The sequence below is a fragment of the Serratia sp. NCCP-200 genome, assembly GCF_059697885.1.
This window is the reverse complement of sequence record NZ_BAAKUJ010000002.1, coordinates 664,128-679,585: the sequence shown is the minus strand read 5'-3', so window position 1 is coordinate 679,585 and position 15,458 is coordinate 664,128. Positions and strand designations below refer to the sequence as shown.

Below are 15,458 nucleotides of genomic sequence, written 5' to 3'. Positions count from 1 at the left end.
ATTGTTCCGTCCTGGTTAGCTGAATGGTTTTAGCAAAACCATCACAAACTAAGTTCTTAGCCCATTTTAAAATGCGATGAGGGTCACTTTTTCTACAATGAGGATGGAGATAACGAAAGTTACGTGACGTTCATCAAACAAAATTATGAAAATTGAATTTTAGATGACAAATTAATCAGATGCGGATCATGTTTTAAGCTGAAGCAGATTCAGCTTAAAAAGAGACTCATGCCTAGCGAACATAAAAAGCTGAATCGAATAAAGCCTCTCTCAACTAACAGAGGCTAGCCAGAAAAACCGCTGTTTCCGCCGGAGAGCGCAGTTGGATAAAACGAATATGGCGATTGGCTGGGTCCTGCCGGTCTGCCAGATACTTTCTACGATTCTTGCGGTAGGTTTTGATGGTCCATAGGACAATCGACTCCCGGCTAAAGAAAGAGCGGCGATAGCTCTCACAATTGCCGGTATCGGGCCATAGCTCAGTCTGGTGCCAAGCCCGCACCGCTGCGCGGCGAACCGCCTGCCACAGCGTGCGACAAAATCCGTAGTCAACCCAGACAACCCAATCAACGTCCCGCCACTTCACTGCCAGAGTCCGGGTATAGTTGCCATCCAATACCCACCCCGCAGGGGCTGATGCCAGCGCCTGTTCGACCAGGTGCAAGAGCTCGTCATCTGAGGCATTTTGCCAGTTTGGCCGCCAGTAAAGCTTATCCATCTCGATATAGGGTACGGCCAGCTTTTGCGCCAATTGGCGGGCAACGGTGCTTTTACCGCTGCCGCTGGTGCCCACCACGTTAATTTTCATGCTTTCCGTCGATATCCACTTTAACTGACTTATAGACATCTTATATTACAATAGGTCTGCTGCATTTCACTCATGAGGGTTTATAGAATTAACCTTAAATATCAGTCTATGCTCAGATCCAATAAAACTTCTGACACCCTCCGCATCGGGTAATGCTGATAATGCTCCTTTTTGTGTCGTCGCCAGCGCGCCACAGGCGCTGGCTTGCGTCAGGGCTAATTTCAATTGTTCAAAATCCTGCAAACCATTGCCAAGAGAGATATTTGCCAACAGCCCAGCGATAAAGGCATCTCCTGCCCCCGTCGTATCTAAACTGTTCACCTTGTACGAGTCTACGTGTATGACCAAGTCTTGCCATAAGACAATAGCCCCTTGGATACCACAGGTGACAATTTTAAGGCTAGAAGGAAATCTCTTTAGTATTTCCAACGCTTTTTCATCATGAGTAGTACCGGTTATCCAGTATAATTCCTCTTCTGAAAGTTTTAAAATATCTGACTGATGAGCAAATTGAGTTACCGTTGCCAGCATCTCCTGTGGATTCCCCCACATTTTCTCCCGCAGGTTAACATCAAAGCTCAAGATGCCACCGCGTTGCTTTAGTAAACTCATCGCCTTGACCAAGGTCTCACGGCTCTGCTTGGCAACCAGAGCCAACGAACAAAAGTGCAATATATCATCACCAAAATCGGGTAGATTTTTAGAGGATAAAAACTGGTCGGCAGAAGGATTTACCAGAAATGTAAAACTGCGATCGCCATCATCCCCCAGCGCTACCAGCACGGTACTGGTATGATATTGCTCATCAAATTGTATATACTGCGTTTCGACTCCCTCTGAATAGAGGGTTTGCTGGAGAAAGTGGCCAAATGGGTCATCACCGACTCTGCCAATAAAACCACAATCACATCCCAAACGAGCTGCACCCACAGCAACATTTAACGGCGCACCACCAGCACAAGCTTTATATTGCCTATCTGGCTGAGGTAATAAGTCGATTACCGCATCGCCAACTGTCCACAGTTTCATAGTGTTTCCTTAACCACCCAATTTTAGAATAAATATTTGAAGCGCACCCTCATGCCATAGCGCATATCGGTGTCACCTGGATTTATCGTCGAAGCATCCAGCCAGGAAGCATAAGCCCCTAGGTAGGTATTAAAGTTTGGCATATCCATAATATTCGGCAGTTGCCAGGAGGTATGAATGGTGTGGATATCGTAGTTTCCTGGTGCCAGGATCGCGCAATCGCCGTCGCATTCAGCATTCACACTGTTCATATTGAAACGGTCGATTTTGTTATGCGCGTAGATATAGCCCAGCTCAACGCGATGCCATAGCGCATTGATACCGGCGCTGAAGTTCTTTTCATCCGTCGCATCAAGATATGCGGTGCTAAGGTTCACCACCGCCCCGTTCTGCGCATCGGTTTTCAGCGTGTTCCAACTCATGGTCATACCGTAGCCGGTACGCCTGGACTGATCGACCCAAAGACCCTGCTGATTCTGATAGCCGTAGGCATTATTAACGAGGTTGCTCTCCAGCGCTGCAGCCACCGACCACTCGCCGGATTGCCACGCGGCAACAGGGCGCACGTAAACCACGTTTTTACGGCTATCCAGCGCGTTGCCATGATAGTTCTGGTCGACAAACAGCGAACTGCCGTCCTCCACCAGGGTATTCACTTCAAAATACCAGTTATCAAGTGTTTTACTGAGCAGGAAATTGCCGCCGCTGCTGCTGCGCCCGCGCCCCTCTTTCATCATGTAAATGTAACCGTAGCCGTCGGAATACAGATCGTTGGCCGTATTACCAGAATATTCAATAAAGGTATCCTGATTAAGCGGAAACATATCAAAGGCCTCAAAACGACCCATTTTAATCTTCCAGTCATCCTGCTGACCGAAGAAAAATGCCGCATCATCAAGATTCATCTTGCCATTTATATCCGCAAGCGGCTGTACGCTGAAACCGGCATATTTCCCATTCGACCCTTTACGTAATCCATCAAAGCCAAGCAGTATACGCCCGTTAATATCCCAGCGTTCCTTATCGCCCGGCGCCCAGTTTTTATTTGCGCTGGTTTTCAACGAGGTCAGGCTGCCGGTACGGCTAGCGCCATCCATATTAAACTCAACGTCACCATAGAATTTTAATTCGCCATAGTCATTAAGCCGTAACGCTGGCTCGGTCGGCGTCGCATTGGCCACCGTTATCGGTGTATCCTGCCGTTTCAGCGCACGAATCTCCGTCTCCGCACGGACGGCGCGCTGCTCGGTCTCTTTCAGTCGCTGTTCCAGGTGCGCCAAACGCTCCTCGATAGATAGCGGTGCTTGGGCGTTCGCGCAAGCGCTTGCTAAAAACGTGAGCAAACATCCGACTCGGACTTTTTTTACCTGTAAACCATCATTATTTTTCATCGTTAATCCATTATTATTTAATTTATATTTATGGGTGAAACTCGATGATGACGACAATAATTACCCACCCGCCATGACAAACGGATTGTTAACACATTTAAACCTATGCTTTAAATCATTCGGGATGCGGTACCAGCATGCGCAATACTTTATTTACCACATCCCTGACATATAAATAGATTATTCGAGCTGCCAGGCCCCCGCCTCTGATAGAGAAGCCGAACCGCTCCAGGCAAATAGCATTAGCTCACGGCGCGCAGCGTCCGGGTAAATACGACTACTGAGGCACGCCTCACCATCATTAACAAAAACTTCCACGGAGGAGCTATCAAAGAACAACCGCAGTTTCAGCGATGCGCCTGCTGTCAACGGTACGCTTCGTACCCCGCACAGGCCATACTGCGGGTAACGGCGCTCCAGAACCAGACGCTGCATCTGCGCATCAACATAAACGCGCAGACCGTCCCCGAAGCTGATGCCATACTGTTCTGCGCTGCTGTTAGCACAATCCCAGTTTAGGATCACCTCCATCGCCTCACAGTTTTCCACCATCGTGGTCTGCTGATTTTTCAACGTACTCACTGGCCATGGGAACCATGCGCCGCGCAGACCCTCTACCTCTTTGGCCGGACGCATTTGCAGACGGTTATCTGCGCCGAGGCTCAGTTCTCGCGGAAGAGAGAGCATTCCCGCCCAGCCATCTTGCTGTTCGGGCAACGGCGATTCCCACATATCCAACCAGCCGATAACGATGCGGCGGCCATCGGGAGTCAGGAAGCTTTGCGGTGCATAAAAATCGTGGCCGTGGTCGAGTTCAATAAACTCGCTTTTGCGAACAAACGGCTGCCCCGGTTGCCATTCACCGATCAGATAACCGCTCTGGAACAGATTACGGTTGTTGAAACCCTCAGCCGCCATCCCCTGAGGAGAAAACATCAGTATGCGTTTATCCTCGAGGGTAAAGAAGTCCGGGCACTCCCACATATAACCCATCTCTTTTTCCGCCTCATCAAGGACTCCGGCTTCATGCCACTGATGCAGGTCGGCGGAACGATACAGGCGCACCTGGCCGGTCTCGCCATCGCGAGCGCCGACTATCATGTACCAGCTATCCCCTTCACGCCACACCTTCGGATCGCGGAAATGGTGCAGACCCGGCGGAGTATCTACCACGATCCCCTGACGCTCAAAGCAGACCCCGTCGCGGCTAGTCGCAAGACACTGCACCTGATAAAGGTTAGCCTCATCGCTGGTGTCGCCATGGAATTTATGCCCGGTATAAATCAACGCCAGAGTATCGCCATCAACAACCGCCGAGCCAGAAAAGCAGCCGTCTTTATCTTCCGGGCCTTCCGGAGCCAACGCGACCGGCAGGTGCTCCCAATGAACCAGATCTTTACTGCGCGCATGGCCCCAGTGCATCGGCCCCCACTGCGTGGAATACGGATGATGCTGGTAAAAAGCGTGATACCAACCGTCAAACCAGACCAGACCGTTAGGATCGTTAATCCAGCCCGCGCGCGCGGCAAGGTGGTAGCGCGGATACCAACGCAAGTTCAGCGTTTCACGTTTAGCCTGCAGTTCCTGTTCAGCCTTGGATATTGAATACGTCATAGTCTTTACTCTTTTCAATCATATAGCGGAAGGTTGCGACATCAGAGGATCTGAAGATAACTTACTGGAGCGCAACAGGAAGATGGAGATAAAGGTGGTGCAGAACACCAGTAGTCCCATAATCAGATAGGACTGGGCAAAGCCGTATTTTTCGTAGCTATAGCCTGCCAGCGGCGACAGTACCGAGGCGATAACCGAGCTGGTGCAGGCGAACCCCACCAGATAGAGGGTGGCAGACAGGCGTTTGTCGAAATTCAAGCTGTTGTATTTAAAGATAGCGACCAGCAGGATCGGCAGTTCTACCGCGTGCAACAGTTTAGTGATGGAAATCAGCAGCGGCCCTTCGACCAGCCCGGAGGCCACCATCCGCAACGCCATCACCATCCCGGCGAAAATCAGGCCATTTTTCGCGCCGATGCGGTTAACCAACCACGGGGCGCAAAACATCCCGGCGGCTTCGAGGAATACCTGGAACGAGTTGAGATAACCGTACATGGCGTTGCCTTCCTGCAACGTGGCGAATTGTGAAGAGAAGTAAACCGGGAACTGCTGATCGTAAACGCCGTAAATACAGGTACCGATGACGAAAAACACCAGCGCCCAGAAGCGCGGTAGCGTCAGCAGACGCAGCACGTCATCCAGCTTCACTTTGCCACCGGACACCGCCTCCTGCATCGCGTGCGGTGCAGAAGACACCCGCAGCCGCGCCAGCAGGATAAAGAACACCAGACCGGCACAGCTGGAGACTGCGAAGTTTAGTTTCGGGTTGATGTTAAACAGGAGCCCTGCGAAGAAGGTCGCTACCGCCCAGCCCAGCGATCCCCACATCCGCGCCTTACCGAATTCGAACTGGCTCTGGCGCGCCACGCGTTCGGTATACGATTCCAGTACGCCGATACCGCCGTTAAAGGTTATGCCGATGTAAATCCCACCGAAGAGACTTCCGAGCAATATATTGATTTGCAACAGATAACTAAACAATAAATAGGCTGGCCCGGAAAGGATTAACAGCCCGGTAAGGGTCCAGAGCAGGTTTTTACGCAGGCCGAGTTTATCCTGGATAAAGCCGTAGCAGATTTGAGCCAATAGCGCGGAGACGGACAACACCGCGTAGATAATACCGGTATCTCCCGCTTTCAGCCCCACTTCCTGGTGCAACCAGATCGAGAGTAAAGAGCCAGTTGAGGACCAGGACACGAAAAAGAAGAACAGTAATGCACTGAGTAGTGGGTAGCTATGAGAGTGATGCGCTTTCATTATGGCATTCTCGTATTGGAATAATGCTCGCATGGTAACGTTAACAAATAAAAAGGCGCTTGTCGTTTTGCTGAGATTCATGATGTTAATCACAAAAGTTAACGTTAACATTTAAAAAGTGAGATCGCGATCAAAAATTTCTCGCTACGGTTCTTTCGCTTTCTACGACAGAATAGCCGCTGAACCTTTTACATCAACAACTTCGTCGTATAGCCTGTTGCCTGAAGGTAATGACGGGAGTAATAGATATGGCTTCTCTTAAGGATGTGGCGAAACTGGCCAATGTGTCGCTCATGACGGTTTCCCGCGCGCTCAATAGCCCGGAAAGGCTAAAGCCTGAGACCCTGGCGCGCGTGCAGGTCGCCATCAAGGAGACCAATTACGTTCCCGACCTGTCAGCGAAAAAAATACGCGGCGCCCATGCTACGCCGAATACTATCGGGGTGCTGGCCCTCGATACTGTTACTACACCATTCTCGGTGGAAATCACTCTGTCGATCGAAGAGACCGCCCGGGCGTATGGCTGGAACAGTTTCGTGGTAAATATGTTTTCTGACGATAATCCAGATACCATTGTCGACCTTCTGCTTTCACACCGGCCAGACGGCATCATCTACACCACCATGGGGCTACGTCAGGTGCCGCTGCCAACCAAACTGCTCACCCTCCCGTGCGTACTGGCCAACTGTGAAAGTTTGCACGATCCTGTAGCCAGCTATATTCCGGACGACGAACAAGGCCAGTTTGAGGCGGTGCAGGCTCTGCTCGCAGCAGGTAATCGTCAACCACTCTGCCTGCATCTGCCAAAACACCATCTTGCCACCTTGCGCCGGCGTCAGGGATTGGAGCGCGCCTGCCGGCAAGCAGGTATCAACCCTGACACTCTCATGCATGTCTATATGGAGCATGGCGATGAGCACTACCGTGATATCCCGGCCATTGTGCTAGCACATATCAAGCAGGGTAATCCGATGTTCGACTCGGTCATTTGCGGCAACGATCGTATCGCCTTTATGGTCTATCAGACGCTACTGGCGCAGGGCCTGCGCATCCCGCAAGATGTGGCGGTCGTGGGTTACGACAATATGGTTGGCATTGGCGAGCTATTCTTACCGCCGCTCTCGACGGTACAACTGCCGCATTACGAAATAGGTCGCCATGCTGCGCTGCATATTATCCAGGGCAAGGCACAGACCGATACTGTCAAAATACACGCGCCCTGGCTCAGCAGAGACTCGATCCATAGCAACCTGTGATGGTACATAAAAGAGTTACGGCGCATACCCTGGGGATAATTGGCTATCAATATGAATTGATGGAAAAATAATCCCTATTTCAACGTTCAGAAACACCCTGCAATAATTGCGCATTGAAATATCCCTTCAATCGGTGTCTATTATTAGTGGGGATCTCAACCCTTAACCTCTAAAAGCTTAAAAAACCTCTCTTATCAACACCTCACGAATCACCAAATATGCCATACGCCTTTCTGATGAAAATATCCAGCAGTTATTACCTATTTATTTAATCGCCCTTTTCGCCCTGCAAAATAAATTTAAGCTGCTATAATTTCTCCCGTAACAAAATAGGAAGAATACCCTATGGATTTCAAGTTGCAGCTAGGCGACAAGCTATCTCATCCTCAGGAGCTTACGTTTAGTAAGTGACTGGGGTGAGATAGTGCAGGTAACAACGCTGCAGCTTGAAAGACGACGGGTATACACCCATCAAGAAGAGGATATCTATATGAGTACCGCTAAACTGGTGAAAACGAAATCTTCTGACCTGTTGTACACACGCAATGATGTGGATGAGAAAACCAAGCAGGCCGCCATCAAGGCGCTGAACCATCAGGTTGTGCAGTTTATCGATCTGTCGTTGATCACCAAGCAGGCGCATTGGAACATGCGTGGTGCCAATTTTATTGCCGTGCATGAAATGCTCGACGGCTTCCGCACCGCCATCACCGACCATCAGGATACTTTTGCAGAACGTGTCGTACAGCTCGGTGGCGTTGCGCTGGGTACGGTACAGGTGGTGAATGACAAAACCCCGCTGAAAAGCTATCCGACCAATATTCACAGCGTGCAAGATCACCTGAAAGCGCTGGCCGATCGTTATGCAGCCGTCGCCAACGATATCCGCCAAGCCATCACGGAAGTTCCGGATGAAGACACCGCAGACATGTTCACCGCCGCATCGCGCGATCTGGACAAGTTCCTGTGGTTTATCGAATCCAACATCGAATAAACCAGCCATCCTGGCGCGAAACAACAGGTTGTGGGCCTTGCCCCAGCCTGTTTTTTTATCTGTAAGCCGAGTTGTATAAAAAACAGGCTGGATTACACTGGTTATGATCCAATCAGGATTGCAAGCATTCACAGGTTCAATAGTGAGGTGGGCATGGCAGGCGGATGGACAGCGGACGGCGCGGTGCAGGATCAAATCGACTCAACGGTAGATGATGCCGTACAACGTGCTCGCCAGGCGCTCGGCCACGGCGAAAGCGAACACTATTGCCAGGAATGTGGCACAGAAATCCCCGAAGCCCGACGTCTGGCGCTGCAAGGAGTGCGCTACTGTGTTAACTGCCAGGCGGAAATGGATAAAAAACAGGCTGCCAGCAGCCTGTTCAATCGCCGGGGCAGCAAAGACAGCCAGCTGCGTTAACCCTACTTCCCTTCAAAACACGCCTGTTTGCACCAAATGAAATCGGACTATGGCTATAAAGTTAGAGTTAGTTATCATTATTGATCGATAATTGTTAATTATCGGTTGTTTCCCGGCTATTGTTTAGTTGATGATAGCTCAATTGCACCACCAAGGTCTCACTGCACCATTTTGGTGCCCGCAAGTGGTGCATAAAAATTATAATTGGCTATCCAAACCCAACATCATAACGCAACCCCTTGTTTTTATAATGATTGCAAACTTGGCACGATTCTTCCATAGCACAAAATGCAACATAAAAAATGGGTAATCCGCAACCTGTACAGGAATTCCTCTCATGAAGTCTATTTTTAAAGTTTCCCTGGCCGCACTTTCCCTGGCCTTCGCCGTTAGCTCTCACGCAGCAGACAAGCTGGTTGTCGCCACGGACACCGCTTTCGTGCCGTTTGAATTCAAACAAGGTGACCAATACGTCGGTTTCGATATCGACTTGTGGGCGGCGATTGCCAAAGAACTGAAGCTGGATTACACCCTGAAGCCAATGGACTTTAGCGGCATCATTCCTGCGCTGCAAACCAAGAACGTCGATCTGGCGCTGGCCGGTATCACCATTACCGACGAACGCAAAAAAGCGATCGACTTCTCCGATGGCTACTACAAAAGCGGCCTGCTGGTGATGGTCAACGCTAACAACGACAGCGTGAAAGGCATCCAGGATCTGGACGGCAAAGTGGTGGCAGTGAAGAGCGGCACCGGCTCGGTGGATTACGCCAAGCAGCACATCAAAACCAAAGATCTGCGCCAGTTCCCGAACATCGACAACGCCTATATGGAACTGGGAACCAAGCGTGCTGACGCCGTGCTGCACGACACGCCAAACATCCTGTACTTCATCAAGACCGCGGGCGCTGGCAAGTTCAAAACCGTTGGCGACTCTCTGGAAGCCCAGCAGTATGGCATCGCCTTCCCGAAAGGCAGCGACGAGCTGCGTGAAAAGGTGAACGCCGCGCTGAAAACGCTGCGCGACAACGGGACTTACAACGAAATCTACAAAAAATGGTTTGGTACCGAACCTAAGTAACTGATGAAGTTAATAAGCCAGTAAGTTATTAATTGAGCACAGGGGAGGTGTACCCGCCCCCTGTGCTTTGTTGTTTATTGATCCCCTTGCTTGGGATCACCGGGAGATAACATTATGCAATTCGACTGGAGTGCCATTTGGCCCGCCATCCCAATTTTGTTAGAAGGCGCAAAGATGACCCTGTGGATTTCGGTCCTCGGTCTGATTGGCGGCCTGATCATCGGCCTGGTTGCCGGTTTCGCCCGCACCTATGGCGGCTGGATCGCCAACCATGTGGCACTGGTATTCATTGAAGTGATCCGCGGCACGCCGATTGTGGTACAGGTGATGTTTATCTACTTCGCCCTGCCCATGGCCTTTAGCGATTTCCGCATCGATCCTTTCACCGCCGCCGTGGTCACCATCATGATCAACTCGGGCGCCTACATTGCGGAAATTACCCGTGGCGCGGTGTTGTCGATCCACAGCGGTTTCCGTGAGGCCGGGCTAGCGCTGGGTCTGTCACGCCGCGAGACCATCCGTTATGTGATCATGCCGCTGGCACTGCGCCGCATGCTGCCACCGCTGGGTAACCAGTGGATCATCAGCATCAAGGATACTTCGCTGTTCATCGTGATCGGGGTAGCGGAACTGACCCGACAGGGGCAGGAAATTATTGCCGGTAACTTCCGCGCGCTGGAAATCTGGAGCGCCGTTGCGGTGGTGTACCTGATTATTACCCTGATGCTTAGCTTCGTGCTGCGTCGTCTGGAAAGAAGGATGAAAATCCTGTGATTGAATTTAGAAACGTCTCCAAGCACTTTGGCCCGACCCAGGTGCTGCACAATATCGATCTGCATATCAAACAGGGTGAAGTGGTGGTGATCATCGGGCCTTCTGGTTCCGGTAAATCAACCCTGCTGCGCTGCATCAACAAGCTGGAAGAGATCACCAGCGGTGAACTGGTGGTCGACGGCCTGAGGGTGAACGATCCGAAGGTGGACGACCGCCTGATCCGTCAGGAAGCCGGCATGGTGTTCCAACAGTTCTACCTGTTCCCGCACCTGACGGCGCTGGAAAACGTGGCCTTTGGCCCAATCCGCGTACGCGGTTTGAAAAAGGCCGATGCCGAAAAGCTGGCACACACGCTGTTAGCCAAGGTTGGGTTGGCCGAGCGTTCTCACCACTACCCTTCCGAGCTTTCCGGCGGGCAGCAACAACGTGTAGCTATTGCCCGGGCGTTGGCGGTGAAGCCTAAAATGATGCTGTTCGATGAGCCAACCTCGGCGCTCGATCCAGAATTGCGTCACGAAGTGCTGAAGGTCATGCAGGATCTGGCCGAAGAAGGCATGACGATGGTGATCGTGACTCACGAAGTCGGCTTCGCTGAAAAGGTGGCCTCACGCCTGATCTTTATCGACAAAGGCCGGATTGCCGAAGATGGCAACCCTCATGACCTGATCAACAACCCGCCAAGCCCACGCCTGCGCGAGTTCTTGCAGCACGTTTCCTGAAGCGATAATAATAAGCCCCGTAAGGGGCTTTTTATTGATGGCAATGTTGCTCAATCACATGTTCAACCGCAGGGCCATGCTCGCTGCCCCCGTTTAACGGTATGCAACTCTGCAAAACCTCAGTGGATCAAGTCACTCTGTTTGACAGAGGTAAACGCCTGCATCAGCTTGACCACGTCCTGCATACCCACATTGACCTGATTGATTACCTCCCCGGCATCCTTGGCTAGCGCCACGCCGCCGCCCGCCTGTTCCACACAGGTCACCATCTTGTTGATTGCCGCCGTTACCCCTTGCTGAATGGTTTTGGTGACTAGCTCAATCTCGCTGGCCGCTTTACGGGACTGTTCGGCCAAGGTACGCACCTCATTAGCCACTACGGAGAAACCGCGCCCATGCTCGCCCGCATGCGCCGCTTCGATCGAGGCGTTAATCGCCAGTAGATTGGTCTGGGCGGCAATTTTGCGGATCGCCTCAACCATATTGCCAATCTGTTGCGAACAGCGCCCCAAGTCGCTGACTACGTCCGAAGTCTGCCGTGCGGCCTTCTCCACCTGCTGCATCCCCTGCACCGCCTGCTGCACAATGATCGCCCCTTGGGCAGCGGTTTTATCGGTCCCCATGGAGAGATGATGGACATTTCGCACCATTTCCTCTTCATGCTGCTGTTGGAAAGTCTGGCGGGTAATGTCCTGGGCGATTTTCACCACCTTTAATACCCGCCCTTCATTGTCGATGATTGGGTTATAGCTGGCCTCCAGCCATACCCGCTCTCCACGCCGGTTGAGGCGTTCGAAACGCCCGGTCAAAAACTCCCCCTGGGCCAACCGTTGCCAGTGCTGATGATACTCGTCAGAGTCGGCGAACTCTGGCGTACAAAGTATGCTGTGCGCCTGGCCGCGTGCTTCTTCCAGCCGATAGCCCATCAGATCGAGCATATTGTCGTTGGCATCCAGGATAATGCCGGTTGGCGAGAAGGTGATCATCGCCATTGAGCGATTCAACGCCGCTAACAGACTCTGATGCTCCTGAGCCTGAGTAATACGGCGGGTCACCTCGCTGGCAATCTTGATGATCTCCACCACCTCACCGTGCTTATTTAACACCGGGGTATAGGTTCCCTGCAGCCAGACTACTTCACCATCCTTGCGAATACGCCTGATATTATCGGTAATAGCTTCGCCGCTATTTAACTTTTGCCAATGCCGCTGATAGGCCGGGCTGGCGACATAGCGTTGATCGCAGAAAATACGATGATGCTGACCAATCACTTCCTGGCGCTCAAACCCCATCGTTTGCAAGAACAGATCGTTGGCACGTAATACGGTGCCGTCGGGTTTAAATACGATCATCGCTACCGCGTCTTCAATGGCTGCCAATTCAGCATGCCACGGGCTATTTGACTGACGGAGGTTTAAAAACATCGGGTAAATCCTTCTGGCAGATGGAGTTAACGGCAAGCACTCTCTATTTTTTCTGCATATATTGCTCGCCAGTAAGCGCGCTATCGCCCTGAACATTGCGCACGACAATGCTCCAGATTAACTGGATAAAAACGGTTATTAAGCTATGTAATGATTGTTTTTTTAACTAATGAGCAGCGTGGGAATTTATTAACAGTATTGAGGATAACGCAAGCCAGACAGAATGAAAGGAACCAAAGAATAAATAATCGTTGCCGGCACGATCGCCGGCAACGGTCGGGCAATTACTGCCAGCGTTCTGCCGCCCAGGCGGCTTGCTGCTCGGCATCAAAGAAGGTCCAGGCCACAAAGCGGCTAATCTTCTGCCCCTGTGCCATTTCGATGGTGCGCACCTCAGCGGCCCCGGCCTGCTTGAGCGCATAATAAATGGCAGGCAGTGTGGTGTTTTTCGAGATCAGCGAGGTAAACCACAGGCAGTTCTTCGCTTTGCCGACGCTCTCTTCCACCATCTTGCGAACAAAGGCCTCTTCGCCTCCTTCGCACCACAGTTCGTTGTTCTTGCCACCGAAGTTCTGCACCGGCTTTTCTGCCACCGCCCCTTTGCCCAGCTTATGCAACTTGAGGCGGGTGCTGGCGCGCGCTTCCTGCTCGGAACCGTGGAACGGCGGGTTACACAAGGTGGCATCGAAGCGCTCAGCAACGCCGATAATGCCGTTGAAGATACAGTCCTGCTGTTTCTGCTGGCGCAGACGCACGGTATTTTTTAACGTCGGGTTCATGGCCACGATCATCTTGGCAGCCCCCAGCGAGACCGGATCGGTCTCCGAGCCGGTAAAGCGCCAGCCATATTCGCGCTGGCCGATGATCGGATAAATACAGTTGGCCCCCACGCCGATATCCAGGATCGCCACGCCTTTGCCACGTGGGATCTCGCCGCCGTTGCTGGTCGCCAGCAGATCGGCCAGGTGATGCAGATAATCGGCACGCCCCGGAATCGGCGGGCAGAGATAGTCGGCCGGGATATCCCAATGTTCGATGCCATAAAAGTGCATCAGCAAGGCACGGTTGAGCATTTTCACCGCGGCAGGATCGGCGAAATCCACCGAAATATCGCCCCAGGCGTTGGGCTTCACAAAGGGTTCCAACCCCGGACAGGTGGCGATCAGGGTAGGGAAATCATAGCGTGAGCGATGGCGATTGCGCGGATGCAGGCCGCTTTTCTGCTGCGGGAAACTTTTCTTTTTTTCCACCGTGACGGGCTCTCTGAAAGGGTTTTCTGGCGCGTAAGATAGCATAAAGCCCGGCGAGGCGCTTGCCGCTGAGGTGAAAAGCGCCAAAATGGTAAGATTGCGGAACTGGTGAATACCCCTCACCCTAACCCTCTCCCCAAGGAGAGGGGACCGATCGAGTTGGCTTCAAATTAGCGTGACTCACCTTAGATGAGGAGGCGATCGATATTACTAGACCACATCACCTCCAAACGAGCAGAGGCTATCAGCTCCCTCTTTTGTATCAGGGAAGTTTATCACCCTTAGTTGATGTCCAAGATCATTAAGCCACAAAACATCCCCCAAGGAGAAGAGATCGAGTTTGCTGAGATTATCTCTTTACTTCCAAACGAGCGGGGGCTATCAGCTCCCTCTCCCTGTGGGAGAGGGTTGGGGTGAGGGGACCAGTTGGCTGCGCTGTGCCCAGTAGGCCAGCAGGTGCAGGCTGGCAGAATAGTAATCCTCATCGGGTACCAGGCGATCTTTCAGCGGCCCCCGATCCCCCACCGTCAGATCTCTGACCGCCCTCATTCCTGGGCTTTGATTATACTCAGAGCGCTGGCCGTTCAGCACATCCAGCCAGGCCGGTGTCGCCCGGCGATCAAAGCCGCGCCAAAAGCTGGCAAACGGACTCAGTGACAGGCTGTCGGCCTTGTCCCAATAAAGATAGAGCGGAACCCGCACCGCATCAAAACCAAAGCGCGACGGCCAATCGCTAGCCGGAGCCATCTGCCCATTGGCCTGTAGCGTGACCCAGTCGCTGGGCAGATGCTGTTTGCCAAAGCGCATTCTGCTGACCATGGTCATGCTATCGTCGATAAGCTTTTTCCACGCTGGCAAATGGCTTTCCTGGTAAAACGCGTGCCAGGCAGGAAAGACAAAATAGGAAGGATTAACGATCACCGAACCGTTTTGCCTGAAACCGTTAGCACCAGGTAACATCACCCGATATCCGGCATAGTCGATCACGGTATGTTTGAGCAGGGCTTGCTGAATCTGCGCCGAGGAGGTCAGATAGGCGGGCACATTCCAGCGTTTCCCCGCCTGCAGCAAGGCCCAGGCGATTAGGATATCACCATCGGTGGCATTATTTTTATCGGCTATCGGCACCGCCTTCCCCGGCTCATAGCGCCAGGAAAACAGGCCGATATCCTGGCGATACAGGGTGTTGCGGGTCCATTGCCAGAGGTTGTCAAACGCAGGACGGTCGTCATTGTAGACCGCCAACAGCATGGCAAACCCTTGCCCTTCGGTATGGCTGACGTTGTTATTGCCGGTATCGACAATCCGTCCGTCTGCTAATAGGAAACGCTGTTTGTATTGCGCCCAACCGCTGTCGGCAGCCTGGGCACCAAGGGAAAACATCAACCCCAGCCAAAGCAGGAGTATGCGGAGCCTACCAAACCTGCTTTTCGTCATCATA

Annotated in this window: 14 protein-coding genes; 6 read left to right on the top strand and 8 right to left on the bottom strand. The window is 52.1% G+C overall.

The genetic code is table 11. From position 1 onward, the window contains the following. Positions 1 to 274 precede the first annotated feature (274 nt). From AC6HVW_RS08500 to AC6HVW_RS08480, 5 genes are all read right to left on the bottom strand, one after another. Positions 275 to 808: a (d)CMP kinase gene (locus AC6HVW_RS08500; protein ID WP_497569334.1), complete on the bottom strand. Its 534-nt coding sequence runs from the start codon at positions 806 to 808 to the stop codon at positions 275 to 277. A gap of 66 nt (positions 809 to 874) precedes the next feature. Next, the gene (locus AC6HVW_RS08495; RefSeq protein WP_071683273.1) at positions 875 to 1,837 is read right to left on the bottom strand and encodes a PfkB family carbohydrate kinase; all 963 of its coding nucleotides are present in this window, start codon (positions 1,835 to 1,837) and stop codon (positions 875 to 877) included. Between the two features lie 23 nt (positions 1,838 to 1,860). Then, entirely contained in the window at positions 1,861 to 3,228 is a 1,368-nt protein-coding gene (locus AC6HVW_RS08490) for a carbohydrate porin (RefSeq protein WP_071683272.1), read from the bottom strand. Positions 3,229 to 3,408: 180 nt separating this feature from the next. After that, positions 3,409 to 4,842 carry a glycoside hydrolase family 32 protein gene (locus tag AC6HVW_RS08485; protein ID WP_071683271.1) on the bottom strand — a complete coding sequence of 478 codons (1,434 nt, stop codon included), beginning with the start codon at positions 4,840 to 4,842 and terminating at the stop codon, positions 3,409 to 3,411. Between the two features lie 18 nt (positions 4,843 to 4,860). Continuing rightward, positions 4,861 to 6,102 carry an MFS transporter gene (locus tag AC6HVW_RS08480; RefSeq protein WP_037375204.1) on the bottom strand — a complete coding sequence of 414 codons (1,242 nt, stop codon included), beginning with the start codon at positions 6,100 to 6,102 and terminating at the stop codon, positions 4,861 to 4,863. Positions 6,103 to 6,347: 245 nt separating this feature from the next. Here AC6HVW_RS08480 and AC6HVW_RS08475 point away from each other — a divergent pair, with 245 nt between their 5' ends. The 6 genes from AC6HVW_RS08475 (at position 6,348) to glnQ (ending at position 11,343) form a co-directional block, all read left to right on the top strand. Further along, a complete protein-coding gene (locus tag AC6HVW_RS08475; RefSeq protein ID WP_071683270.1) occupies positions 6,348 to 7,355 on the top strand; it encodes a LacI family DNA-binding transcriptional regulator in 1,008 nt (335 codons plus the stop codon). Between the two features lie 490 nt (positions 7,356 to 7,845). After that, positions 7,846 to 8,349, top strand: coding sequence for a DNA starvation/stationary phase protection protein Dps (gene dps / locus AC6HVW_RS08470; RefSeq protein WP_021180512.1), 504 nt, complete (start codon positions 7,846 to 7,848; stop codon positions 8,347 to 8,349). Between the two features lie 153 nt (positions 8,350 to 8,502). Further along, positions 8,503 to 8,769 carry a DksA/TraR family C4-type zinc finger protein gene (locus AC6HVW_RS08465; RefSeq protein WP_021805127.1) on the top strand — a complete coding sequence of 89 codons (267 nt, stop codon included), beginning with the start codon at positions 8,503 to 8,505 and terminating at the stop codon, positions 8,767 to 8,769. Between the two features lie 337 nt (positions 8,770 to 9,106). Continuing rightward, positions 9,107 to 9,850 carry a glutamine ABC transporter substrate-binding protein GlnH gene (glnH, locus tag AC6HVW_RS08460; RefSeq protein WP_021805128.1) on the top strand — a complete coding sequence of 248 codons (744 nt, stop codon included), beginning with the start codon at positions 9,107 to 9,109 and terminating at the stop codon, positions 9,848 to 9,850. A gap of 114 nt (positions 9,851 to 9,964) precedes the next feature. Continuing rightward, on the top strand, positions 9,965 to 10,624 hold the full coding sequence (glnP, locus tag AC6HVW_RS08455) for a glutamine ABC transporter permease GlnP (RefSeq protein WP_021805129.1): 660 nt from the start codon (positions 9,965 to 9,967) through the stop codon (positions 10,622 to 10,624). Further along, positions 10,621 to 11,343 carry a glutamine ABC transporter ATP-binding protein GlnQ gene (gene glnQ, locus AC6HVW_RS08450; RefSeq protein ID WP_021180508.1) on the top strand — a complete coding sequence of 241 codons (723 nt, stop codon included), beginning with the start codon at positions 10,621 to 10,623 and terminating at the stop codon, positions 11,341 to 11,343. Before glnP ends, glnQ begins: the two co-directional genes overlap by 4 nt. Before the next feature lie 119 nt (positions 11,344 to 11,462). Here the strand turns inward: glnQ and AC6HVW_RS08445 are convergent, their stop codons facing one another. The 3 genes from AC6HVW_RS08445 to AC6HVW_RS08435 form a co-directional block, all read right to left on the bottom strand. After that, a complete protein-coding gene (locus tag AC6HVW_RS08445; RefSeq protein ID WP_071683269.1) occupies positions 11,463 to 12,767 on the bottom strand; it encodes a methyl-accepting chemotaxis protein in 1,305 nt (434 codons plus the stop codon). A 284-nt stretch (positions 12,768 to 13,051) separates the two neighbouring features. Beyond that, positions 13,052 to 14,017, bottom strand: a complete 966-nt coding sequence (rlmF, locus tag AC6HVW_RS08440; protein ID WP_175415611.1) for a 23S rRNA (adenine(1618)-N(6))-methyltransferase RlmF — start codon at positions 14,015 to 14,017, stop codon at positions 13,052 to 13,054. A gap of 381 nt (positions 14,018 to 14,398) precedes the next feature. After that, on the bottom strand, positions 14,399 to 15,400 hold the full coding sequence (locus AC6HVW_RS08435; RefSeq protein WP_254698895.1) for a family 8 glycosyl hydrolase: 1,002 nt from the start codon (positions 15,398 to 15,400) through the stop codon (positions 14,399 to 14,401). Between the last annotated feature and the right edge of the window lie 58 nt (positions 15,401 to 15,458).